19 protein-coding genes are annotated in these 22,805 nt (G+C 53.0%); 7 read left to right on the top strand and 12 right to left on the bottom strand.

Annotation, left to right across the window (positions count from 1 at the left end; all coding sequences use genetic code 11):
* Nucleotides 1-35: 35 nt before the first annotated feature.
* Nucleotides 36-1,604, top strand: a complete 1,569-nt coding sequence (locus FJM65_RS09040; protein WP_140621182.1) for an NFACT RNA binding domain-containing protein — start codon at nt 36-38, stop codon at nt 1,602-1,604.
* A gap of 638 nt (nt 1,605-2,242) precedes the next feature.
* Here the strand turns inward: FJM65_RS09040 and FJM65_RS09035 are convergent.
* From FJM65_RS09035 to FJM65_RS08980, 12 genes are all read right to left on the bottom strand, one after another.
* A complete protein-coding gene (locus FJM65_RS09035; protein WP_140621181.1) occupies nt 2,243-2,806 on the bottom strand; it encodes an NUDIX hydrolase in 564 nt (187 codons plus the stop codon).
* 82 nt (nt 2,807-2,888) lie between these two features.
* Entirely contained in the window at nt 2,889-3,710 is an 822-nt protein-coding gene (locus FJM65_RS09030; protein ID WP_140621180.1) for a TIGR04290 family methyltransferase, read from the bottom strand.
* A 134-nt stretch (nt 3,711-3,844) separates the two neighbouring features.
* Nucleotides 3,845-4,948 (bottom strand): CgeB family protein, encoded by a 1,104-nt coding sequence (locus tag FJM65_RS09025; RefSeq protein WP_140621179.1) that lies wholly within the window; start codon nt 4,946-4,948, stop codon nt 3,845-3,847.
* Entirely contained in the window at nt 4,945-6,051 is a 1,107-nt protein-coding gene (locus tag FJM65_RS09020) for a CgeB family protein (protein ID WP_140621178.1), read from the bottom strand. Before FJM65_RS09020 ends, FJM65_RS09025 begins: the two co-directional genes overlap by 4 nt.
* Nucleotides 6,052-6,058: 7 nt before the next feature.
* Nucleotides 6,059-7,183 carry a CgeB family protein gene (locus FJM65_RS09015; RefSeq protein WP_140621177.1) on the bottom strand — a complete coding sequence of 375 codons (1,125 nt, stop codon included), beginning with the start codon at nt 7,181-7,183 and terminating at the stop codon, nt 6,059-6,061.
* A 140-nt stretch (nt 7,184-7,323) separates the two neighbouring features.
* Entirely contained in the window at nt 7,324-8,394 is a 1,071-nt protein-coding gene (locus FJM65_RS09010) for a glycosyltransferase family 4 protein (RefSeq protein ID WP_140621176.1), read from the bottom strand.
* A gap of 39 nt (nt 8,395-8,433) precedes the next feature.
* On the bottom strand, nt 8,434-9,483 hold the full coding sequence (locus FJM65_RS09005) for a Gfo/Idh/MocA family protein (RefSeq protein WP_140621175.1): 1,050 nt from the start codon (nt 9,481-9,483) through the stop codon (nt 8,434-8,436).
* A 2-nt stretch (nt 9,484-9,485) separates the two neighbouring features.
* Nucleotides 9,486-10,496 carry an MDR/zinc-dependent alcohol dehydrogenase-like family protein gene (locus FJM65_RS09000; protein ID WP_219855965.1) on the bottom strand — a complete coding sequence of 337 codons (1,011 nt, stop codon included), beginning with the start codon at nt 10,494-10,496 and terminating at the stop codon, nt 9,486-9,488.
* 3 nt (nt 10,497-10,499) lie between these two features.
* Nucleotides 10,500-12,563, bottom strand: a complete 2,064-nt coding sequence (locus tag FJM65_RS08995) for an SDR family NAD(P)-dependent oxidoreductase (RefSeq protein WP_140621174.1) — start codon at nt 12,561-12,563, stop codon at nt 10,500-10,502.
* 40 nt (nt 12,564-12,603) lie between these two features.
* Complete coding sequence (locus tag FJM65_RS08990) at nt 12,604-13,722, bottom strand: NAD-dependent epimerase/dehydratase family protein (protein ID WP_140621173.1); 1,119 nt, start codon at nt 13,720-13,722, stop codon at nt 12,604-12,606.
* An 80-nt stretch (nt 13,723-13,802) separates the two neighbouring features.
* Nucleotides 13,803-14,507: an SDR family oxidoreductase gene (locus FJM65_RS08985; RefSeq protein ID WP_181163682.1), complete on the bottom strand. Its 705-nt coding sequence runs from the start codon at nt 14,505-14,507 to the stop codon at nt 13,803-13,805.
* Nucleotides 14,508-14,737: 230 nt separating this feature from the next.
* A complete protein-coding gene (locus tag FJM65_RS08980) occupies nt 14,738-16,468 on the bottom strand; it encodes an ABC transporter ATP-binding protein (RefSeq protein ID WP_140621171.1) in 1,731 nt (576 codons plus the stop codon).
* Between the two features lie 215 nt (nt 16,469-16,683).
* On the opposite strand from FJM65_RS08980, the gene FJM65_RS08975 reads away from it, so the two are divergent.
* The 6 genes from FJM65_RS08975 (at nt 16,684) to FJM65_RS08950 (ending at nt 22,746) form a co-directional block, all read left to right on the top strand.
* The gene (locus FJM65_RS08975; RefSeq protein WP_239022890.1) at nt 16,684-17,286 is read left to right on the top strand and encodes a GNAT family N-acetyltransferase; all 603 of its coding nucleotides are present in this window, start codon (nt 16,684-16,686) and stop codon (nt 17,284-17,286) included.
* A 57-nt stretch (nt 17,287-17,343) separates the two neighbouring features.
* Nucleotides 17,344-17,928 (top strand): histidine phosphatase family protein, encoded by a 585-nt coding sequence (locus FJM65_RS08970; RefSeq protein WP_140621170.1) that lies wholly within the window; start codon nt 17,344-17,346, stop codon nt 17,926-17,928.
* 167 nt (nt 17,929-18,095) lie between these two features.
* Nucleotides 18,096-18,488: a BlaI/MecI/CopY family transcriptional regulator gene (locus FJM65_RS08965; RefSeq protein ID WP_140621413.1), complete on the top strand. Its 393-nt coding sequence runs from the start codon at nt 18,096-18,098 to the stop codon at nt 18,486-18,488.
* Complete coding sequence (locus FJM65_RS08960) at nt 18,472-19,764, top strand: M56 family metallopeptidase (protein WP_140621169.1); 1,293 nt, start codon at nt 18,472-18,474, stop codon at nt 19,762-19,764. Before FJM65_RS08965 ends, FJM65_RS08960 begins: the two co-directional genes overlap by 17 nt.
* A 96-nt stretch (nt 19,765-19,860) precedes the next feature.
* A complete protein-coding gene (locus FJM65_RS08955) occupies nt 19,861-21,102 on the top strand; it encodes a TonB family protein (protein ID WP_140621168.1) in 1,242 nt (413 codons plus the stop codon).
* Between the two features lie 201 nt (nt 21,103-21,303).
* Entirely contained in the window at nt 21,304-22,746 is a 1,443-nt protein-coding gene (locus FJM65_RS08950; RefSeq protein ID WP_140621167.1) for a hypothetical protein, read from the top strand.
* Nucleotides 22,747-22,805 lie beyond the last annotated feature (59 nt).

Here is a 22,805-nt window from a genome sequence, read left to right as displayed (position 1 = left end):
CTAACTCGTAATTCGTAATTCGTAACTCTAAAAAGGTGCATCTAAACTTCTACTTCTTACGGCAACTGGCGCAGGCGCTCAAAACCAAACTGGTGGGCATGCAGGTAGTTACGGCTTTTAGCCAGAACAAGGCGGAGCTTATACTTGGCTTTGCCCGCGGGGAGGAGGAACTCTACATCCGGGCGCAGTTGGGGCCGCACTTCACCTCCCTCTCCTTCCCCACCGAGTTTAAAAGGGCCCGCGCCAACACCATTGAGCTGCTGCAGGAGATGCAGGGGCAGACAGTGGAGGACGTGGTGCAGCACCAGAACGAACGCAGCTTCTATTTTATACTTACCGGAGGCTATCTGCTGCTGTTCAAGATGTTCGGCAACCGCTCCAACATAGTGCTGTACCAGAATGGGGAGGCCATTAAGCTGTTCCTGAAGAAATTCCCCGCCGACGCCGGGCTGGACCCGCTGCAGATGGACCGGCCGCTGCAGCAGAACTTTGCCGCCTTTGCCGCTGCCGAGGGCAACCTGCGCAAAGTATACCCGACCTTTGGCGACGTGCCGGCTTTATACTTAGAGGAGCGCGGCTACAGCCAGGCTGCGCTGGAGGAGAAATGGGAGTTGGTGCAGAGCATGTTGGATGTGCTGGAGGCCCCGGAAGCATATTACATCATCCGGCTGCAGGACAAGCTGCGCCTCTCGCTGCTGCCGCTCGGCGAGGTGGTTTATACATTCCAGGACCCGCTGGAGGCTGCCAATCAGTACACGCGTTTATACTTATCCGAAACAGGATTTAGGCGCCAATATGAGCAGGCAAAGCAGCAGCTGGAGCGCAAGGTTCACGTTACCAAAACAGTGATGGAGCAGAGCGAGGAGAAGCTGCAGGAGCTGCGCCACAACCGCTCCTACTCCCAGACCGCCGACGTGATCATGGCCAACCTCACCAACATTCCGCCGCGCGCCACCGAGGTGGAACTCTACGACTTTTACACCGACCAAAACCGCAGGTATACTTTAAAACAGAACGAAACGCCGCAGAAGTATGCCGAGCGCCTCTACCGCAAAGCCAAGAACCAGCACCTGGAGGTAAAGCAGCTGGAGGAGAAAGTAGAGCGTAAGCTGGAGGAACTGATCGTGCTGGAGGACGCGCTGCAGGCGCTATCAGAGGTGGAGAACTACAAGCAGCTGAAGGTCTTTCTGAAAGAGTACAACCACCTCCTCGGCAGCAAACAGCAGGAACAGGTGCAGATCCCGTTTCGGGTGTTTGAGAGCGAGGGCTTTAAGATACTGGTGGGCAAAAGCTCGCAAAATAACGACGAGCTCACGCAGCGCCATACGTATAAAGAGGATATGTGGCTGCACGCCAAAGATGTGTCCGGCTCGCATGTGGTGATCAAGTACCAGGCGGGGAAAACCATTCCGAACACCGTGCTGGAGAAGGCGGCGCAGCTGGCGGCCTACTACAGCAAGCGCAAAACCGACTCGCTATGCCCGGTTATCTATACGCCGAAGAAGTGGGTGCGCAAGCCTAAAGGCGCGCCTGCCGGCGCCGTGGTGGTAGAGCGGGAGAAGGTGCTGCTGGTGAAGCCGGAGAACCCTTTTGCGAAAGTTTAGCGCAGGATAAGGTTTGATAGGTTTTTCAGCCCTGGCGCAAGCGTTCGCTTGTGCCTTTTATGATGTTGAGTTTGTAACTCAATTGGCTCGCAGAGGCATACTTGCTTCGGCTATACTTTACCTTGTGACTTTGTACTTTCATAGCCACCACTTCCTTCGACTTGATACAAGCTATCCTTTCTAGCTGCAGTTCATCCTCAGTCTTACATACCTACAGTTTCACCTCTGGCTGTGGTGCCCTCAAGGCCGGGAGGCCTCGCGTTCGGGCATCGCGCTGTGTGCCTGAAGCTGCCGGGGGTAGGGGCCCTCTTTTCCGCTCTGCTCCGGCTGCCGCATCCGCGGCACCGCAACATGCACAAGGCGCTCTTGTCGAGGGCCCCTACCCCCACCCAAAGGCTGGGATCAGTTCAATAGCTGCGGCTCCAACTATGGAACAAGTATAATTCCCCTCCTCTGGACTACCGAGAACGCGAGTTCGAAGGTAGCGAGCGTAGCTCTGAGGGGCAGGGGTGGTTGGACCCGGTAATGCAGAGCTCTCCATCTCCTGTTCTTAGGAGAGGGCTGGGGTGAGGTAAATTCCCCTCCTAGGAGGGGTTAGGGGTGGGTTTATACTTCTGCAGTAAACTCCCCTCCTTTAACTACACCCCCAACTTCCGCAAAGCCAGCAGGCTAAGTGCAACGGAGCCGGCCACGTTTACTTTTCCGCTCAACACCATACTTTCCACTTCCTCCAGCGGCACCTTCAGCACCTCGATGTGCTCGCTTACGTCTAAATCCTGCTCGGCTACTTTGTGCGCGTTCCGGGCGATGTAATAATAGATCTTGTTCGTGTCTTTGGTGGGGTTGTCTATTACCTCCAGCACCGGCTCCAGCTCCTCGGAAGTATAGCCGGTCTCCTCCAGCAGCTCGCGGCGGGCGGCCTCCTGCGGCTCCACTTCGTGCTCGTCAATCACACCGCCAGGCAATTCAATAAAAATATCACCTGCCGCATGCTTGTACTGGCGCACAAATATAACATGGCCATCCTCGGTAAGCGGGAAGACCAACACCACGTTCGGGCGCACGCTCACGTAGTAATCATCCATCACGTGGCCGTTAGGCAGCTCCACCTCGTCGCGGCGCAGTTTATACCATTTCTCATCCACCACCATATCCGATTTCAGGACTTTCCAGGGCTGTGGGGCTTTGCTTTTATCACTCATACTTGCAAGTTATACTTTATCGGCGTAAAAAAGCCACGCTAGGTGCATGGCTTGGGGTTATACTTTCAGCACATTGCTGCTCCTACTCCTGCTTTCCATTGTGCCGCACCATGTACTCGTTTTTGCCGGATACTTTCTGCTGCACGGCCTCCTGCCAGTCCTGGCCGGTGGCGGAGAGGTATTCCGACTCATTCCACTGCTGCGCCTGTTTCAGCTGCTCGTCCGCCTCCAGCAAGTATATTTCGTGGCCCGGCTGCTCTTTCAACTTTAAGCCGCAGGAGCGCATCATGGCCAGTATAGCCGCGTGGTTCGGGGCCCACCAATTGGTAATGTCGCCGGCCATTTTCTTTTCGATAAATGCCATTTTGGGCCAGCCTTCTTCCTGCATACGCTTGCGGTCGTTTATCTCAAAATCATCGGCCACCTCTGCAGCCTCTTTGCCGGGCATGGTCAGGGTTTGGAACACCATCTGCCCGCGGCATTTTTTAGAGAGGATGTCCAACGAGAGCAGTGGGTAACGGAGGTGGTAAAGCACGCCCATGTACCAGATCAGGTCGAACTGGCGGTCGAGGCGCGCCACGTCGTATACCTGCATCTGCCTAAGCTCAATTTTATCCTCCAAACCAAACTGCTTGGCGGCCCACTCCGCCTGCTTCAGGTAGTGCGGGTCTACATCGATGCCGAGCACGTTAGCGCCGCGCTTGGCCAGCTCTATACTATAAAAGCCGGCGTTGCAGCCAATATCCAGCACCTCCCACCCCGACAGGTCCTGCGGAATAAATGGCTCCAACTCCTGCCACTTAAACTTAGGGAAGTCCCCCAGAAAATGATCGGGTGCTGTCTGCTCGCCGTTAGGCAGGTGCAGGTTATGAAACCAGGGTGCCAGTGCTTCTATGTCGGTCATGCTTTTATCTGTGGTTTAATGATGTTTTGTTTAAAGATTACGCAGCTGCAGCTGCTATTGATGCATTAACGCAAAACTGCCGCCCAAGGAATCATCCCGGGGCGGCAGCTTTTCTTATCAACTATACTTTGTTGCTATACTTCCTGGCCCAGCTCCGCGTTGGCAAACGGGTTTTCCAGCGTCATCAGCTCTTCGGCATAGCTTATGAGCTCTTTGGCACGATGAGCGGCCGTGTGGTGGGCCATTACCTTTCTGCGGGCACGCTCCCCTATCAGTTTGCGCTCCGATTTGCAGATCTCGCGCAGGTACTTCAGCGTGTCTTTCGAATCCTTGGCGATCAGGATCTCCGTGCCAGGCTCAAAGATGGTTTCCAGTCCGTCCCAGTAATCGGAGATTATCGGGGTGGCGCAGGCCGCTGCCTCAAACAGGCGCACGCTCGGCGCATAGCCCGCCTTGATCATATCGGCGCGGGTGATGTTCATGGTAAAGCGCTGGCTGTTATAGAAGGTACGGTGCTCGGCAGGCGGCAAGTGCTGGATATGCTGCACGTTTTTCGGCCATTTTATACTTGCCGGATATTGCGGTCCGGCCACCACAAAACGGCCCAGCGGCCACTGGCGCGCTGCCTCCAGCATCAGTTTGTCGAGCGGCGGCTGGCGGTCGTCGGAGTAGGTGCCCAGGTAGCCCAAGTCCCATTTGGCCTCCATCAGCTCCGGGTAGTATAAGGTCGGGTCGAAAGAGCAGTACAGGGCGCGCGCCATCGGGGAGCCATACTTCTGCTCCAGCAGGTCCAGCGTAGGGCCTCCGGTGAAAGATAAGTACAGGTCATACTTCGGGATGAGGTTCGGGTGCAGGTACTCGTAATCGCCGCGCTCCAGTTTAGCTAGTGTTACTGGTGTATCGATGTCATAAAAGGCCTTTATGCCCCGGGCCGTCTGGATTACCCACTCGCCTACCGGCACGCCCTCCGGCACATAAGAGCCCACGATCACCATATCCGCCTCGCGCACTTCTTCTGTAAAACGGCTCTTCAGGTCATCCACCGACTTGTAAAGTTCTGTTTGGCAATAGTCCGGTTTTGGCAAATCGCGGTTGCCGGCATACCAAGGCACATCCCTCTCCAGAAAAGTTACATAATGGCCCTGCTTGTTTAGCTCCTTTACCAAGCCTCTAAACGTGGTGGCATGGCCGTTGCCCCAGCTGGAGGTGATGGATAAGCCAAGAATTACGATATTCATGCTAATGCTTTGTTTGTAGATTTAACTTCTGCGTACAGCAGTTTTTCCAGTTGCTCCGCGCGGTGATGATAGGTGTGCGCGGCAAGTACCTTCTTATACGCAGCTTCTCCAATTGCTTTTGCCTTTTCTACGGATAAATCAGCCATTATTTCCGCTACTTCGGCACCGTCTTTGGCCACCAGTATCTCTTTGCCTGGCTCAAAGAAGAAATCAATGCCCTCCCAGTAATCGGTAATGATGCAGGCGCCGGCGCCGGCAGCCTCAAAAACACGCGTGGCCGGCGAAAAGCCATAGCGGGCCATACTTTCGCGGCTGATGTTGAGCACGGCCTTTGGGGTGCAGTTAAAGGCGTTGTGGTCTTTGGTGTACACATGGCCCACGTACTCCACATTATCCGTCATCTGCTTGTCGCCCCAGCCGCTGCCGCCAATGATAAACTTTTTGTTCATTTCCAGCGCCGCCGGCTTCAGGAAGAACTCCTCCACGCGGGCTTCGCGGTCGGGCAGACGATTTCCTAAAAAGGCCAGATCAGCTTCAAAATGAGGGTCAGGCGCTACCGGAAAATGCGTTGCCGTATCCAAGGCGTTGTAGATCGGCACACACTTCTTCGCGCCCAGCGCCTCATAGGCATTCACTACCGGGTCGCCGCCGCCGTAGGTCAAAATCATATCATACTGCGGGATCAGCTGCAGGAACTGGTCGTTCGGGTCGTTGTGCACGCGGTCCAGGGTGGCAGGCGCGTCCACGTCCCAGAACACCACCAGGCGCTCGTCGGTCTGCAGTTGCAGCACCTCGCGCTCCAGCAGCTCGTCGAACACGCCCACGCCGCTGGCTTTCACCACCATGTCGGCTTCGGCGGCATCCTCAAGGCATTTATACACAGCCTCTTCCGTAGCCTCATACACCACTACTTTCGCCCATTCCGGGTCGTCTATGTCGCGGTTCTGCTGGCGCTCGTAGGCATCGGGCTCGTAAAAGGTAACGTGGTGGCCGCGCTCGCTCAGGGCTCTCACAATGCCACGGTAATACGTTGCGGCACCGTTCCAGTAGGCAGACACCAGGCTGGAGCCGAAGAAGGCGATGTTCAGTTTGTTATTCTTCATGTAGGGTTCAGGCTTTTTGGGTGAGATAGATTTTTGATTCGGCTATGCCCAGCTCCTCACATACTTTCTCCAGCTCATTAACGCGGTGGGCACAGGTATGGCGGCTGCGGATGGTCTCTAAACCATGCGCGGCCACTTCTTTTGCTTTGTCAGGATGGTTGATGATGGTTTGCAGGTGCTGCTTCATTTCCTCGCCGTTGCGGGCCACGAGGAAATCCTCACCCGGCGTGAACAGGTTTTCGGCATCATCCCATGGTGAGGAGATCAAAGGTATGCCACAGGCCATGGCCTCGAACGGACGGATAGTCGGAATGCCCGGCAGCGCCTCCACGTAGGGCCGGCGCGGCACGTGCACGGTTACTTTATACTTGGCAAACTCCTCTGCCGCCTTGTAGTTGGGCAGCCAGCCGCCATACTCGATGCCGGCATCGGCCAGTGCCTTGCGGGCGTGCTCGGGGTAGCGCACGCCGTAGATCTTGGCCTTCAGCCCCAGCTCCTTCACCGGGTTTATCAGGAATTCATGCAGCTCGGCGGTACGCTCCTCATCGCCCCAGTTACCGATCCATACCAGGTCACCTTCAAACTCACTTCGCTCGTGCGGGTAGAAAACGGAGGTATCGGCGGCTTCGTGCCAGGTCCAGGCGTTTTGGGTCCAGTGTTCCTGCAAGTACAGATCGCGGATCTTCTGCCCGAAGGCCAGCACGCCATCGTAATGCGTCAGGTCATACCCTGCCATACTTTCACGCTCTGTTACGGCACGGTGGTGGGTGTCGTGGAACAGCAGTTTATACTTGCCACCGTTGGCGCGGTGCTCGCCGATGCGCTTTACCAGCTCATGCTCGTTCCACTCGTGCACCAGCACCAGGTCGGCATCGCGCAGCACTTCATCCAGGTTTATACTTTCTAAAGTATAAAAGTTGGTTTTGATGTTGGGATAATACTCCTGCAGCTCGTCGAGCTTCTCTTTTCCGTAGCCTTCTACCAGGTTCTGCAGGCTCCAGCCGTTCTCCGGTTCATACATGTCTACCTGGTGCCCCCGCTCCTCCAGCTCCCGCACAATGCCCCGTAGAAAGTGGGCATTGCCATGGTTCCAGTCCGAAAGTATAGAGTGGTAGAAAAGGGTGATGTTCATTTGATTGTTGGTTGTTGATTGTCGATTGCTGTTCGCTTAACTATGATCCACTATCATGGCGTATACGATGCTGATGGCTGATTTCTAAACTGTTGTTATTCCTTGAAGGAACAATCAACAACTAACAATCAGCAATCAATTTATACCGTAACCGTTTGCTTCAGGAGCTGGCGGTACACGTGGTCGTAGTCTTGGCCCATGGGGTCGGCGGTATAGCCGTGGGAGCGTTTTACCGCGCGGCAGGCCATGATGTTGCGGCCAAACTCATCGTCGATCAGGTTGTTGATGGTGTCGCGCAGCTCGTCGGCATCGCTTGGGTTCACGTACTTGGCGGCGTTGCCCCAAATCTCAGCCTGGCTTTCGGTTTTGCCCACCACCAGCGCACAGCCCGACATGGCCGCCTCCAGAATGGTGAGGCCGAACGGCTCATACTTGGCTGGCAACGCGTAAATGGAGGCTCTGGATAGCCAATCGGATACTTCTCCTTCCGTCAGCTGGCCCAGGAAGTGCACGTTCTCCAACTGCACCTCCTTGCCGGTGGCTGGATGGCGGGCATCGCCGGCAATGTATACCGGCCACTGCAGATCGGAGGCAATGTGCGCGAGCATGGAGATGTTCTTGGCCTCATCCCACACACGGCCCATGCTAAACACGAACGGCTCTTTCTTGCCGAACTGGAAGGTATGCTGGCCACGGCCGTTATACACCACCGTGCTGTTCTGGAACGGCCCGTACAGCGCCTCGGCCTGGTGCAGCATGGCCTGCGTTGGAGCCACTACCATGCTGGCCTTCTGCAGCCCCTTCGTCACCGTTTCCTTATACTTGTTCCACTCCTGCGGCGCCTCTTCGTCCTTCACCGCCTTCCACCACGACAGCACGCACGAGTGAATTACCACCACCGTTGGCACACCAAAGTCCAGAGAGCCGTGCGCCATGCCGTTTAGGTGCACCAGGTCCGGCTGCACCTCGTCTTTCAGCTTCAGCAGCCACTCGCCTGCCTTCTCCACGTCCTCCCAGGGCTTCTCCATCCACTCCAGTTTGTAGTCGCTTTCGTAAAGGGTCAGGTTGTCGATGTCGTCGGCCTGCTGGCGCTGCTCCTCCGACAGGGGCGCACCCATGGTAGCCAGTGCCACCTGCGTTTTAAAAGGGGCCAGTGCTCTGATCAGCTCCAGCGCATACGTCCAGACACCGCCCACGGTATCTGCGGTCATCAATATCTTTGAGGGATGATGTGCTTCCATATTCTCTTCTTATCTTCCGTAAATTTTATCTAATACCTCTGCTACTTTCACAAACTCGTTTGCTTCCTCGTTAAAGCCCTCGCCGCTGGCCACGCGTTCAGCCCAGGCCACACCGGCACGGCCCATCCACTCATCGGGCGGGGCACAGAGCTGCTCGGTTTTGGTGCCGTAGTAGCGCTCTGCCACAAAATCGTAAAAAGAGCCGTTCACGTTTTTAAAGGCCACACCGCCGTTGGTGCCGTAGAACGTGGCGCTGATGATGGCCTCCTGACCAGCGGGCAGGTTCCAGGAGCAGCTTAGCTGCACATGCGTGTTGCCGTCCAGTTCTATACTTGCTGAGGCATAATCCTCCACTTTGCCCTCGGCCATACTTATGGGCTTGCCCTTGGCGTACAGGTGGCTCTGCACTTTTCTTACCTTCGGGAAATCCATGCTCCACAGCGCCAGGTCCACCAGGTGCACGCCCAGGTCTATCACACAGCCGCCGCCGGAGAGCTTCGGCTCGTAAAACCAGGCTTTGTCCGGGCCATAGGCGTTATGAAACACCAGCTCGATAGCGTAAATCTGCCCCAACTCGCCGCTCTGCACCACTTTGTATACTTCCTGCATGGCCGCTGTGTAGCGGTACGACAGGTCCACGCCCAGCAGTTTGTTGCTTTGTCGGGCAGCCTCTACCACACGCTTTGTTTCCTCTAGGTTGCGGCCCAGCGGCTTTTGGCAGAAAACGGATTTTCCCGCCTCCAGGGCCAGGGAGCTTTGCTCGGCATGGAAGGCGCTCGGCGTGGCAATCACGATGCCATTCACCTCCGGCTTGTGCAGCATCGCCTCCAGCGAGTGCACCTGCGTGGCCTCCGGGGCGCTTTTCAGGGCCTCCTCGGCGTTATGCGTGGCTGTGTCGGAGATGTAGGCAACCTCTGCGGCATTGTGCTTGGCAATTACTTCCATGCGGTTGCGGCCAATCCAGCCGACGCCCAGAAAGCCGAGCTTGGGCTTAGAGTCAGAGGCAGAAGAAGAAGATGCAGATGAGGCTTGCGCCTTGTCCAGTATAGATTCCGTCATGTTCAGAAGGTTATCAGGGCTTTCACAAATCCGTCGGGGCGGTTTGTAAGGTTCTCAAATGCTTTGTCGATATTATTTAAAGTATAACGATGGGTATAAAGCGGGTCAGGGTTGATCTTGCCTTCCTCTACTGCTTCTACAGCCGCTTTTATACCTTTGATGTATTCTTTTGGATCGCGCTCGTGCGCATTGATGACGTCGAGGCCGCGCCAATTCCAAAGTTGGATATTAACCTGACGCATCCCGTCCTGGTGAAAACCGGCGATGACCAGCCTGCCGCGCTCGGCCGTAAGCTCTCCCGCAAGGTTCAGCGGCCACTCCTTTCCGGTGCACTCTATTACGCGCTCGCAGAAGTTTCCGTTTGTCAGTTCCTTAACTTTTTCTATAATTTTATAGTGATCATCCATTTTAATCACTTCATCGGCCCCGCACTCTTGGGCAACCTCCAGGGAGAACTCCCGCTGCGACACCGCAATGACACGTGCCCCAGCGCTTTTGGCCAGTTGCACCAGCAGCGCCCCCAGGAAACCGATGCCGAGTATGGCCACCGTTTGCCCAGCCTGAATGTCGCTGCGCTTAAAGATATTCATGGCGCAGCCCAGCGGCTCTCCCGGAAAGGGTTTGTCTGCCAAAGCCTCCGGCAGCTTCACCACCTTGTTGGCGTCGGCCAAATCATACTCAGCATAGGCGTTATAAGACAAGGCCGCCACGCGGTCGCCGGGCTTCACTTCCGTTACGCCCTCGCCCACGGCATCTACCACGCCCCAGCCTTCGTGGCCGGGGTTACCGGCGTCTATGGGGTAGCTGAACCACTCGCGGCCCTCCCACACAGGAATGTTGGAGGCGCAGAGGCCGCAGCCCTGCAGCCGGATGCGCACCTGCCCGGCTTTTGGCTCGGGCAGGGCGGTTTCCTTAACTTTTATACTTTGCGGTGCCTCCAAAACGGCGGCTTTCATGGTGGTTGCCCGGGTGGCGGCAACCTCTTTCTGGTTCTTGGTCAGGGTATCTTGCATGGGTTATGCTACTACTGCTTTTTTAACAGGTTCTTCCTCTTTTTCAAGTATGGCGCTAAGCGATATCGGCACTTCAAAGCCGCGGTTCTCGCAGAGCCACTGGTACAGCTTGGCCACGCCTTCCTGCACATTGTGCTTCGGGTACCAGCCGGTGGCTTTCTGGAACTTGCGCGTGTCCGACACATAATAATGCTGGTCGCCGGGGCGCCAGTCGCCGAACTGGAGCGGTATCTCTTTACCACGGAACTTGCTGATAGTCTTGAGCAGCTCCAGCAGGCTTACGGTGTTCTCTGGTCCACCACCAATGTTAAAGGCCTGGCCGCTTATACTTTCCATGTGCTCCTGCGCCAGTAAAAAGGCATCCACCAGATCCTCCACAAACAGGATATCACGCACCTGCTTGCCATCGCCGTAGATGTTTACAGGCTCCCCCTCAATGGCCTTGATGGCGAAATGCGCCACCCATCCCTGGTCCTCGTTGCCATACTGGTGCGGGCCGTAGATGCAGCTCATCCGGAACACTGCCATCGGCAGGTTATAAGTGCGGGCATAGTCGATCACGTATTGGTCGGCTGCACCTTTAGAGCAACCGTACGGGCTGTGGAAGTCAAGGTGGCGCTTCTCGGAAATGCCATACTTCTCGGTTGTTTCGTCGGCAGGGTAGTAGCGGGAGCCGTTGGAGATAAACTTCATATCCTCCAGGCCGCCGTATACTTTGTTCGTAGAGGTAAACACCAGCGGCGGCGGGGTGTCCTGCTCCCGTATCGCTTCCAGCACGTTGATGATGCCGCGCGCGTTTATCTCAAAGTCGTTGATGGGCAGGTCCAGCGAAGTGGTAACGGCCACCTGGGCGGCAAAGTGAAACACCTGCTCTGCCCGCTTCATCACCTGCCGCACGGCCTGCTGGTCCCGGATGTCGCCTACAAATACTTCCAGCCTGTCGCCATAGGTCTCGTGCAGCCACTGCAGGTTCTGCTCTACGCCATCGCGGCTCAGGCTATCGAACACCAGTACCCGCTTGCCCTGCTCCAGCAGGCGCTTGGCCAGGTTGGTGCCCACAAACCCGGAGCCGCCGGTTATCAAGGTATAAGGCTCGGTGTCGTCATCGATGGAGCGCTTCACGTAATCCAGCTGGTCCAGTTTATGGATGCCGTGCCTTGCCCAGAGCCGGTACAAGAGCTTGCTGGTGCCGTCGGCGCGTTTCAGGCCAAAGTAGTATTCCCGGTCATCGAGATGGAAACCGGCCACAGTGGGCAGGTTGGCGTCCAGGTCTTTTAGGGCATACCAGTAGATGCGCGTTACGTTTGCCTGCAGCACCTCCTTAAACTCCTGCAGCTGCTTAAACTCATCGTGCTGCCAGGTAGAGAAGCCGGCCTCCGTTATCCAAAGCTCGGCGGTGCAGTTGTTACGCTGCATCACGTCGCGCACCGTTTGCACATTGTCTTCCCATCCGTCCCACATCTGGTCGAATACGTACGGGAAGCCGTGTATGCCCACCGCGTCGATGTACTGCATCACGCCACGGTCGTACATGGTTTGCAGCCAGTTCGGGTCGATGGGACTCATGCCGCCCAAAAGCGTTTTCTTGCCCAGCTGCTTGCACCAGTATGCCGCTCCGCCCACCATCTCGGCAAACTTGTTCCAGCCGTAGTCGTGCGTAAAGTCGTACTCTACCATGTTGTTAGGCTCGTTCCACAGCTCCACCCACTCAAAATGCTCTCCATGCTTGGCGATAAACACATCCAGAAAATCGGCATAGGCCTTTTTATCTTTCGGTGGGGATGAGGTGCGGGGCTTCTCGCCTATACTTGGCGGCGTGTACAGAAAGCAGGGCAGGATGTTCACTTCTTTGGCCAGGGTCGGTATCAGCCAGTCGTACCACTCCTTTCCCTCGGGGGTGTAGTAGTCGGCCCACGATACGCCGGTGCGCAGGTCTGTCACGCCCAGTTCCTTCAGGCTGGCCAGTGTTTCCCTTACATGTTCGTGTTCACCTGGTCTGAACCACTCTACCAGCCCTACCACCGGAAGTGTAGCGCTGCTGCTGGTTGCTTGTGTATCTGTCTTCATGATCTTTCGGTTCCTTTAGTTGTTGTAGATGAGCGGGTGCCTAAACGGTTAAGCCTCGTGCGGCCAGTTCAGCGCTTGCCTCACTCACACGGTCGTAGGCGATCTGGCCCTCCAGCCAGTTGGCCAGTTCTTCCAGGCCTGCATTAAACTCTACCTGCGGGTAAAAGCCCAGCACCTCCTGGGCCAGCGAGATGTCGGCGTAGCAATGGCGGATATCCCCTACCCTGTACTTGCCCGTAATCTCCGGCTTCAGCTCTGTTTTGCCCATCACGGTGGCCAGTCGCTCGCCTATCTCCCGGATGGTGTAGTTGTTGCCGCTGCCCACGTTAAACACTTTGCCGGTGGCCTCCTCTTTCTCCATGGCCAGACGGCAGGCCAAGGCCACGTCGCGCACGTGCACAAAGTCGCGCTGCTGGTATCCGTCTTCGAAAATCATGGGAGAATTGTTGTTGAGCAGGCGTGAGGCGAAGATGGCCAGCACACCAGTGTAAGGGTTGGAAAGCGCCTGCCGCGTGCCGTATACGTTAAAGAAGCGCATGGCCACGGTCGGGATGTTGTAGGCGCGGCCTACCATCAGGCAAAGGCGCTCCTGGTCATACTTGCTGAGGGCGTAAACCGAGGAAAGCGATGGCGTCTTAGCCTCCGGTGTCGGCACTGGCTGCAGTTGCTCGCCCTGCTCGTTGTACAGCTCCCAGTCAGCGGCCTTTAGCTGCTCCAGCGGGCGCTCCTGCACCGTCGTCAACTCGCCGGCTGGATTTTTATACATGCCCTCGCCATAGATGCTCATGCTGCTGGCCACCACCAGCTTCTTCACCGGGTTCTTGATCAGCGCCTCCAGCAGCACGGTGGTGCCGATGTTGTTTACGGCCGTGTACTCGCGCAGCTCATACATGCTCTGCCCCACGCCCACCATGGCCGCAAAATGGAACACGTAGTCTACGCCCTCCAGCGCTCGCGCCACATCCTCCGGGTTGCGCACATCGCCTACTATTAGCTCCACCTCCTCGTGCAGGTAATCCGGGCGTACGCAGTCTTTGCCATGTACCTGCTCGCTCAGGTTGTCTAACGCTCTTACGGCATACCCTTGCTGCAACAGCTCATCTGCCAAGTGAGATCCTATAAAGCCGGCTCCTCCGGTTATCAGTACCTTGTTTTTCATAGTTTGCGTGTTTCCTGTTCTGTTGTTTTTTTATGTTTTAAATGCGATTGCGCTAGAAGGGCCACTTGCTTGCGCCAAGGCTAAAATGCCTGTGCTGCCGGCCTAAGGGTGATGTGGTTGATGGCTACGCCCGGCGGTTGCCGAAGCGCATACATAATGGATTGTGCTACCTGCTGGGCGCTCAGCGCACCGTAGCCTATACTTTCTGCCGTCTGGCTCCCGGAAAGGGTGTTCTGAAAAAAGTTCGTGTCGGTTACGCCCGGGGCTACCACGCTTACGCGCACCGTGGGCAGCACCTCCTGGCGCAGGGTTTCGGCGATGACCTGAAGGGCTGTTTTGGTAGCGGCGTAAATGCCGCCGTAAGGGTAAGCCTGACCAGCCGCCACAGACGAAATTAACACCACGTCGCCTTTGCCTGCCTCCAGCATGCCGGGCACGAATGCCCGGATCATCCGGAGCGTCCCCATCAGGTTGGTGTTGATGATCTGCTGCCACTTCTCCGGGTCGCCTTCCGTCAGTTTCTCATGGATGCCTTGCCCAGCGCTGCAGACAAGTATATCGGGTGTGCCCATTTGCTGGTGCACTGCTGCAAAAAAGGCATCGATGGCAGTGCCTTGGGTAACGTCGCAGGTATAGGGCGTGGCGCCAGCTGGCAAGGTGTGGGGCAGGTCCAGGTCCGCTACGGCAACGGGTACTTTGGCTGTAGTAAGCTCTTCCACCAGCGCTCTGCCAATGCCTGAGCCGCCTCCGCTTACAACTGCCTTTCTGCCTTCTAAATCCTGCACGATACTGCTAAATTGTTCTTGTTTCTATATTAAAACAGTTAATTATTTGAACTGATTAGGTAGAACGTAGGAGAGACAAATAGGGTTGTAGATGCTGCGACTGCACTATATAAAATCAAGTTAATAATAGCCTTAGCTTCGTTTTTCAACCTTTGGCCTCTTAATAATCCTATGATTTATATGGCGGGTGTTGCACTAAGGCAGCAAGACTTCTTACATTGTGCGTGCACTTAACCTATCTTAACACGACACGCATATACCTCTTCAACTTTAAGGTGGCAAGGGTCTGTTATTATTTTTGAAATTCTACCGTCTTTCAATAACACTATTTTGTCAACATCCACAATGTTTGCCAATTTATGAGAGATTATAAAGGTAGTTCTACCCTTTACAAGATTCTTGAAAGCTTCCTGCACCAAAGTTTCTGCCTCAGCATCTAAAGCTGAGGTAGCTTCATCAAGTATAAGTATGGCAGGATCCTTAAGAATAGCTCTTGCTATGGCGATGCGCTGCCTCTGCCCGCCAGATAGCATACTACCACGCTCCCCAATCGTAGTCTCATATCGTTCGGGGAGTTGCATGATAAAATCATGAGCATTTGCGATCTTGGCTGCTGCTTCGATCTGCTCCTGATTTACGGCCCCAGCACCATAGGAGATGTTGTTGCTGATTGTATCATTAAAAAGAAAAAAATCCTGCAAAACGACCCCAATGTGATTTCTGATAAACCGCTGCCTCAGTAGTTTTAAATCATGGCCATCGATTTTAATTAGTCCACTTGTCGGGCTATACAGCCTTAGTATTAAAGAGACTATCGTGCTTTTGCCTGCTCCACTCTGTCCCACAATAGCAATCCTTTCTCCTGGGTTTACTTTTAGGTTGAGCTCTGAGAATACTTGATACCCATTGGGGTAAATAAAGCTTACCTTATCAAACTCTACTTCTCCTTTAACTTCATTTAATTCATAAACTACTTTTCCATCTGCAACAGGATCCTTAAATTCTAATATCTCATTTAATAAATTAATTGAAACAGAGGCTTTTCTGTAGGTCTGGTAAACATTAGTAATACCTTGGATTGGACCAAAAAATTTACCTATATAGCTGAGGAAGGCTATTAAGCTACCTAAAGTCATTTCTCCTAATGTAATGCAATACCCTCCATAAGCCAGAACAACTATATGAGCAAAAGCAACAATGATATTTTTGACCATTCCTACTTTAGTATCGGTCTTTATACCTCGCATCACGTAGGTGTTTGTTTCACTAACTTTAGAGAGAAAGAAGTTTGCCTCAGCCTTCTCCATAGACATGCTCTTCACCATAGGCAGACAAGAAAGCACTTCATGAACACGATTAAATATTTTTGCCCAAACCGTTATCAATAACTTCTCTCGTCGGGTCTGTTCTTTAGACGCCTGCATGCTAATCAGGACAGGAAGAGGAACGAAGAATATAATAATCAGTGTAAGCCTTAAGTCGAGGGTAAACATGACATACAAGGAGATAACCAGATAAAAGCATGTAGGGAGGGTAAAAAAAGCAACTTCGCTGAAAGCTCCAACTAAGCTATTGATAGACCTTTCTAGCTTTGTCATTGTTGCTCCGACGCCTTCTTGATGATGAAAGGATAATGGCAAGGAGTACAACTTTGAAATAGCTGTTGACTGAAGCTGCTTTTGCACGCTTAACCTAATCTTCCATACTAACCAATTTTGAACACTCCCAATAAGTTCTCTTCCTATGTATAGTATGAACAGCAATGCTATAGAAAGTTGAAAAGTTTGCGATAAACTACTTTCCGCCAAGCTGAGGCTATCAAAAAAGTATTTTAATACAAGCGGTTCAAATACTCCTATAATTGCTATCATAATTGATAGAAATAACACTAAAGGCACCCGAACCCTAAATAATTCTTTAAGTTCTGGCACTTTAGAAATAAACCTTCTCCACTCTTCCATGCAGATACTTTCAAATATAGGCTGTTTAAGAATTTACGTAATGCAGGCAGTTTTTATAATTAATTCTCCATTTATTAAGACTATATTCACTTCAAAAAAAGGGAAAGTATGACTTTAAGCAACTAACAGTTACTTTTTAAAGTGTAAACTGAATTACTTTTAAGGTATCGCTATTATTCACACTACAACTACTCAACCTACACCTACACCACCCCATGCTTATAGATTTTCAAACTGATTTGCGCCTGCAGGACCACCGTGTGCTGCTGCGCCGCTTTCGGGCCACAGACCTGCAGGAGTTGGCTCCAGTGGCCTTTGATGTGGATATCTGGCGCTTTACTCCTAACCGCATCAGTACCTGGCAAGAGTTGGAGACGTGGGGCCAGCAGGTAGTGCAGGGTTATGCCACGGGCAGCCGCTATACGTTCCTCATCGTGGACCGTGCCACCGGGCAATTGGCCGGCAGCACCAGCTATGGCAACATCTCGGAGCCGGACAAGCGGCTGGAAATCGGCTGGACCTGGCTGGGAAAGGACTTCAGGGGGAGCGGCCTGAACCGGCACTGCAAGTTTCTGCTGCTACAGCATGCGTTTGAGACCCTGCAGATGGAGCGGGTAGAGCTGAAGACGGATGCGCTGAACCTGCGCTCGCGGCGCGCCATGCTGAAGTTGGGAGCCGTGGAAGAAGGCATCCTGCGCAGCCACACGCACATGCACGACGGGCGCCGCCGCGACACCATCTACTACAGCATCCTGCGGCAGGAATGGGCAGGTATAAAGGAGCGCGTGTTCCCAGACCTGGCCGCGCATCCGGCATAATGTATAACTAAGGCGAAGGGCGCCGTATATGTCTGTAAACCACAGCCGCTAATCCTAATGCCAGACGCCCCGATGCCGCCCAAGCGGATTTTCCTGATTCGCCATGCCAAGCCGCAGGTAGACCGGAAAGGCTTTTTCAGTGCACACCAGGCACGCGCCTACGTGTCGGCCTACGACACGGCCGAGGTGGAGGAGTTTGTGCTGCAGCACGAGGCCATTCCTTACAAGCATATCCGTAAAGTATACTGCAGCACCTTGGTGCGCTCGCAGCAAACGGCCCGCGCCATCTTCGGCGACGGGGTTGAACTGAGAATCGACGCGACGTTCCGGGAATTTGAGCGGCGCGTTTTTGGGCTGCCTTTGGTGCGCCTGCCTATTAAACTGTGGCTGCTGGGCGCGCGCCTGCTTTGGTTCCTGGGCTTTAACAACGGCGGGATCGAAACCTTTAAGCAGGCCCGCGCCCGCGCCCGCAAAGCGGCAGAGATGCTCTCCGAAGATGCCCATCAGCATAAAACCACTGTGCTGGTGGCTCACGGCCTGCTCAACCACTTTATAAAGCGGGAACTGGTGCGCATGGGCTGGCAACAAAGTATAAAAGGCGGCACCGGGTTTCTGGCAGTAGACATGCTGACCTTCGCCTGAGCCCTCTACCCTAACTTACTGACAACCAGCCTTCCTTTTCCGAGCAACTCATTGGTACCGGTGCCATACTTTTTAAAAGAAAATTTCAAATAACTAAACATTTAGTTTCTAAACTAAGTAGATAGTTATATATTTACTAGATCAACGCCATACTTTACCTACACATGATAAAAGAACTGACCAAAGCCGAGGAAGAAATAATGCAGGTGCTCTGGAAACTGGAGCGGGCCTTTGTGCGCGACATCCTGGACGAGTTGCCCGAGCCCAAGCCGGCCTACAACACCGTTTCCACGATTGTGCGGATTCTGGAGACCAAGGGCTTTGTGGGGCACGAGGCCTTCGGTAAGTCGCACCAGTATTTCCCGCTGGTGGCGCAGGATAAGTATAAGAGCTTCTTCCTACAGAACTTTATGAGCGGGTACTTCGGCGGCTCCTTCGAAAAGCTGGTGTCGTTCTTTGCCAAGGACAACAACCTGAACGTAAACGAAATAGACCAGCTGATGAAGCATGTAAAGCAGGATTTAGACGAAAACAGCGATACCGATGGAAGCAATGCTTAACTATACGATAAAAGTAAGTATAGCCCTGGCGGCTTTATACTTGTTTTACTTTCTGGTGCTGCGGCGGCAGAACAACTTTGGCTTTAACAGGCTCTACCTGCTGGCGGTGCCCGTGCTGGCCCTACTGCTCCCACTCCTCAGTTGGCCCGCCATGCTGGCCCCGGAAGCAGCCGTTTCGGAAACGCTAAAGGCCGTGCGCCTCAGCGAGGTGGTCGTCACCTCCTACAGGCCTGCGTCGGCAGCGGAAACAGGGGCAGCCTCCTCCCTGGCGGCCATACTAACGGTGTTATACTTTGCAGGCATGGCGGTTATGCTGGTTAAGCTGGTGCGGCAACTGTGGCTGATACAGCAAACAAAAGCCAATGCTACTCCTGCCTCTGCCTCAGGTAGCGCCCAGGTATACCTGCTCGACAGCCCTTACCCTACCTTTGCCTTCGGGAAGAGCGTTTTTCTGAGCCAGCAGCAGCACCTGAGCAAGCCGGAGCAGGAGCAGGTACTGGCCCATGAGCTGGCGCACGTGCAGTTTGGCCATACCTGGGATGTGCTGTTTTACGAATTGCTTTCGGCTGTACTTTGGTTTCACCCGGCTGTTTGGATGTTAAAAGAGGAACTGCGGGATGTGCACGAGTACCAGGCCGATGCCGCCGTGGTAAAAGAGCACCAAGCACAAAAGTATACCTCGCTGCTCTCCAAAGAGGCACTCCTGAGCATGGGGCTTCCGGTGGGCAGCCACTTTACCAAACCGCAGGTGCTCAAGCGCCTGCACATGCTGCAGCGCCAGGGCCAGAAACCAGGCTGGCTCCGCCCGCTCCTTACCTTGCCTCTGTTGGCAGGCCTGGCGTTTATACTTGCCCGGCAGCAAGCCACGGCAGAAAACCAGAACATCAACTCCGCTTCCGCTGAAGCACCGGCGCCAACCACGCCAGCTCCTTCCGCAGAGGAGACGTCCGCTAAAGAAAAGCCTTATACCTACGTGGAGCAGATGCCACGCTTTGAGGGCGGTGAACAGGAAATGATGAGGTTCCTGGGCATGAACACACGCTACCCAAAGGCAGCTAAAGAAGCCGGCACAGAGGGGCTGGTAGTGCTGGGCTTTGTGGTGGAGAAAGACGGCAGCCTGCACGACATCAAGATCATAAAATCGCTTGGCGAAGGCACCGATGAGGAAGCGATGCGTGTGGTTAAGATGATGGACGGCAAGTGGAGCCCCGGCCTGCAAAACGGTAAACCTGTTCGGGTGCAGTACACCATGCCCATCCGCTTCGCTATCAGGTAAAGCATAATTCATCCTTACTTTAACACCTTTTTCAGCTCGTTTTGGGCTGATGCAGGATACCTATTGCCTTTTCTCAAACCTTAAAACCAACATTTCATGAAAAACATCATCAAACAACTAAGCGCTGCAGCGCTCCTGAGTATGGCCATCCTGGTCACCGCACCAACGGCTTCAGCGCAGCAATCAGACAAACCTTATACGTATGTGGAGCAGATGCCAACCTTTGAAGGGGGCGATCAGGAAATGATGAAGTTCCTGGGAACGAACATCCGGTACCCCGAAGATGCCAAGAAGGCGGGTGTAGAGGGGCTGGTGGTACTGAGCTTTGTAGTAGATGCCGACGGCTCCTTGAGCAACCCGAAAATTGTAAAGTCGCTTAGCACCAGCACCGACGCCGAAGCGATACGTGTTATAAAGTTGATGGACGGAAAATGGCAGCCCGGCAAGCAAAACGGCAAGGCAGTACCCGTTATTTATACTTTGCCCATACGCTTTGCCATGAAAGACACGCCTGCCAAAGCCGCCCCAGACGAGCAGCCACAGTTTAAAGGCGGTCCGCAGGCCCTGATCCAGCAGGTAAGCCAGCAGCTGCAAATGCCGGAAGAAGCGAAGCAGGAGCACCTGAACGCGCGGGTGGTGGTAAAATTTACGGTGGAGAAAGACGGCAGTGTCTCCAACATCCGGCTGGCCAGCACCAAACTGAAGAAAACCGTGGGCCCCGACGCTAAGCTCGACTATATGGATGCGTCCACCTTTAAACTGCAGAACAAAGCCATACTTGCCAAACTGGCGGAGGCGGCCGCCGAGGCCGTAAAAGCCACCTCTGGCCAATGGATACCGGCTACCAAAAACGGCGCCCCTGTGCCAGCGGAAATGGTGCTGCCGGTGCAATTCTCCGGCTCAGAGGCAGAAAGCGAAGGTTCTTCTTTTGCACCGCCGGCACAACAGCGTTCTCAACAGCAAAAGAGCGCCTACAAGTATGACGAAGTGGACGTGAAGCCCCAACTACAGGAAGGGCCGCTGGAGAAGCACATGGCCAAAAACCTGCGCTACCCAGGCAGCACCGATTTTGAAGGCGATGTGCAGGTAACGCTGGTAATCGACGCTAACGGAAAAATGCTTGCCCCTATGGCTGCCGCCAACCACAAAAGTATAACCGACGAGATTTTCCGGGTGCTGGACCAGACCAAGGGCCGTTGGACTGCCGGCAAAGTGGCAGGAGCGCCCGTCACCACGGTAAGGCACCTGAACATCCGCTTCGTCAGGAAAGGCGATCAGCAGCAGGCAACGGCCAGCGCCGCCCTACCTGCCGATGTGGTGGTAACAAAGTATAGATAAGTATAAAGCTTAGAAAACATGAAATTTATCTATCATCATCTAGGCCTATTAAAGTAAATAAGCATGTTGAGGAGTAGTTATGCTATTGTTTTAACCTTATTTTTTCTGTCTTGTACTCAACGGGTTCACAGAAACTTCGGCGCTAACAGATATGTAAAGAATTATGACACACACATCATCAATGATTCTCTTCAACTGTATTTGAAGTCACCTGGAGATATTAGCTATGTTACAGACAGAAAGGCTCTCTCTAAACTTATCGGGCAACAGGAAAGCACTTATAGCAACGTATTGCTTTACGGTAAAACTTATATAGCACCGTTTTATGAGTACTTCTTAGTAATAGATGGCCCGGAAGCACCAAATCCAAGCCTTGATGAAAACACCATTATTTTAGATACTCTACTGCATAATCATACGGTAAGGCTAATAGCCAGAAGTCTTGATTCAAATACAGCAGCTTTTAAAACAGACATAAACAAGATCTTTCAAAGTACTCAACTTGGACCAAGGTATCGCAAAGACGTCTCTACTGTTATGGATGTTGTTTCAAGGTATCGTGGATCAAACAGATTTATCGAGGTGTATGAAGAGATAAAAAGTTATCCTGCCTATGATGAAAATGAGGATTGGCTAAAACTGCAATTGCAACTGACTTATGCCTCCTTTTTGGAGAATCAGCCTGAGTACGATGAATTATTCAAAAAATTTGAGCCAGAAAGAATCCAAGATTCAACAAGCCAGATTATCAAGCAAAATTTAATTTCTGACACTAAGGTTTTTGAAGAAATTAAAGCAAAAGCTATGCAGACAAACTTGGTAATGGTAAATGAAAACCACTTTGTGCCGCGGCATAGAAAGTTTGTATACCGTCTTTTACCTTATTTGAGAGCAATCGGGTACGACTATTTTGCTCTGGAGGCTTTAGGCAGCAAACAAGATAGCTTACTTAATCTTGATGAGGGATTTCCAACGCTTGAAACAGGATTTTACACTAAAGAGCAGAACTACGGCAATCTGTTGAGGTACGCTAAAGCATTAGGCTTTGAATTTGTAGCTTATGAGAGTTCAGGTACAGTAGAGCGGGAACTTGGACAAGCTCAGAATCTCTATAGTAAGACCTTTGCTCTCAATAAAGATGCGAAAGTTTTACTATTAGGCGGATTTGCCCATATTTTGGAGCAGCCTACTGAAGAAGGTAAGAAGTGGTTAGGCGCAGTACTACATAAAAAATATGATATTGATCCTTTAACTATAAGCCAGACCGATTTGAACCGTTACAGGAGAATCTCAAAAGAAGAGCTATCATTGGTAGAAGGGGAATATTTTAAGGGAAGACTTCAGAGTGTAGACTATCACCTATTAAATAATATTGAACAACCTCTAAATAAACAGGAAGCAAACTTTAGCTATAAAAACCACAACTCGTTTCCAGTACAACTTACGTTGTTCTTAGCTGATGAGATGGCGCATGAATATGATTATGTTGACAAAGTGCCCTTTCGTGCTGTTTATCTCAACCCGAAAGAAAAGATAGATTTGAAACTGCCTTTAAAGGACTTTTACCTCATCCTTTTTAATGCAAAGGGTAAAGAGATAGAGAGCAAAAGGTTATCTACCTCAAACATAACTAAAGAGCACTAAATGTAAGATCCGCAACTTCTTAAAACCCTCCCTACCTGCCGATGTAGTCCTGACAAAGT

Source organism: Pontibacter mangrovi (genome assembly GCF_006385705.1).
GTDB lineage: Bacteria > Bacteroidota > Bacteroidia > Cytophagales > Hymenobacteraceae > Pontibacter > Pontibacter mangrovi.
The sequence above is the reverse complement of the archived record's forward strand: the minus strand, read 5'-3'. Positions and strand labels throughout refer to the sequence as shown.

Coding starts and splice junctions, on each gene's coding strand:
- FJM65_RS09035 (WP_140621181.1), bottom strand. CDS start 2,806: ATGAGTGATAAAAGCAAAGCCCCACAGCCCTGGAAAGTCCTGAAATCG.
- FJM65_RS09030 (WP_140621180.1), bottom strand. CDS start 3,710: ATGACCGACATAGAAGCACTGGCACCCTGGTTTCATAACCTGCACCTG.
- FJM65_RS09025 (WP_140621179.1), bottom strand. CDS start 4,948: ATGAATATCGTAATTCTTGGCTTATCCATCACCTCCAGCTGGGGCAAC.
- FJM65_RS09020 (WP_140621178.1), bottom strand. CDS start 6,051: ATGAAGAATAACAAACTGAACATCGCCTTCTTCGGCTCCAGCCTGGTG.
- FJM65_RS09015 (WP_140621177.1), bottom strand. CDS start 7,183: ATGAACATCACCCTTTTCTACCACTCTATACTTTCGGACTGGAACCAT.
- FJM65_RS09010 (WP_140621176.1), bottom strand. CDS start 8,394: ATGACCGCAGATACCGTGGGCGGTGTCTGGACGTATGCGCTGGAGCTG.
- FJM65_RS09005 (WP_140621175.1), bottom strand. CDS start 9,483: ATGACGGAATCTATACTGGACAAGGCGCAAGCCTCATCTGCATCTTCT.
- FJM65_RS09000 (WP_219855965.1), bottom strand. CDS start 10,496: ATGCAAGATACCCTGACCAAGAACCAGAAAGAGGTTGCCGCCACCCGG.
- FJM65_RS08995 (WP_140621174.1), bottom strand. CDS start 12,563: ATGAAGACAGATACACAAGCAACCAGCAGCAGCGCTACACTTCCGGTG.
- FJM65_RS08990 (WP_140621173.1), bottom strand. CDS start 13,722: ATGAAAAACAAGGTACTGATAACCGGAGGAGCCGGCTTTATAGGATCT.
- FJM65_RS08980 (WP_140621171.1), bottom strand. CDS start 16,468: ATGGAAGAGTGGAGAAGGTTTATTTCTAAAGTGCCAGAACTTAAAGAA.
- FJM65_RS08975 (WP_239022890.1), top strand. CDS start 16,684: ATGCTTATAGATTTTCAAACTGATTTGCGCCTGCAGGACCACCGTGTG.
- FJM65_RS08970 (WP_140621170.1), top strand. CDS start 17,344: ATGCCAGACGCCCCGATGCCGCCCAAGCGGATTTTCCTGATTCGCCAT.
- FJM65_RS08960 (WP_140621169.1), top strand. CDS start 18,472: ATGGAAGCAATGCTTAACTATACGATAAAAGTAAGTATAGCCCTGGCG.
- FJM65_RS08955 (WP_140621168.1), top strand. CDS start 19,861: ATGAAAAACATCATCAAACAACTAAGCGCTGCAGCGCTCCTGAGTATG.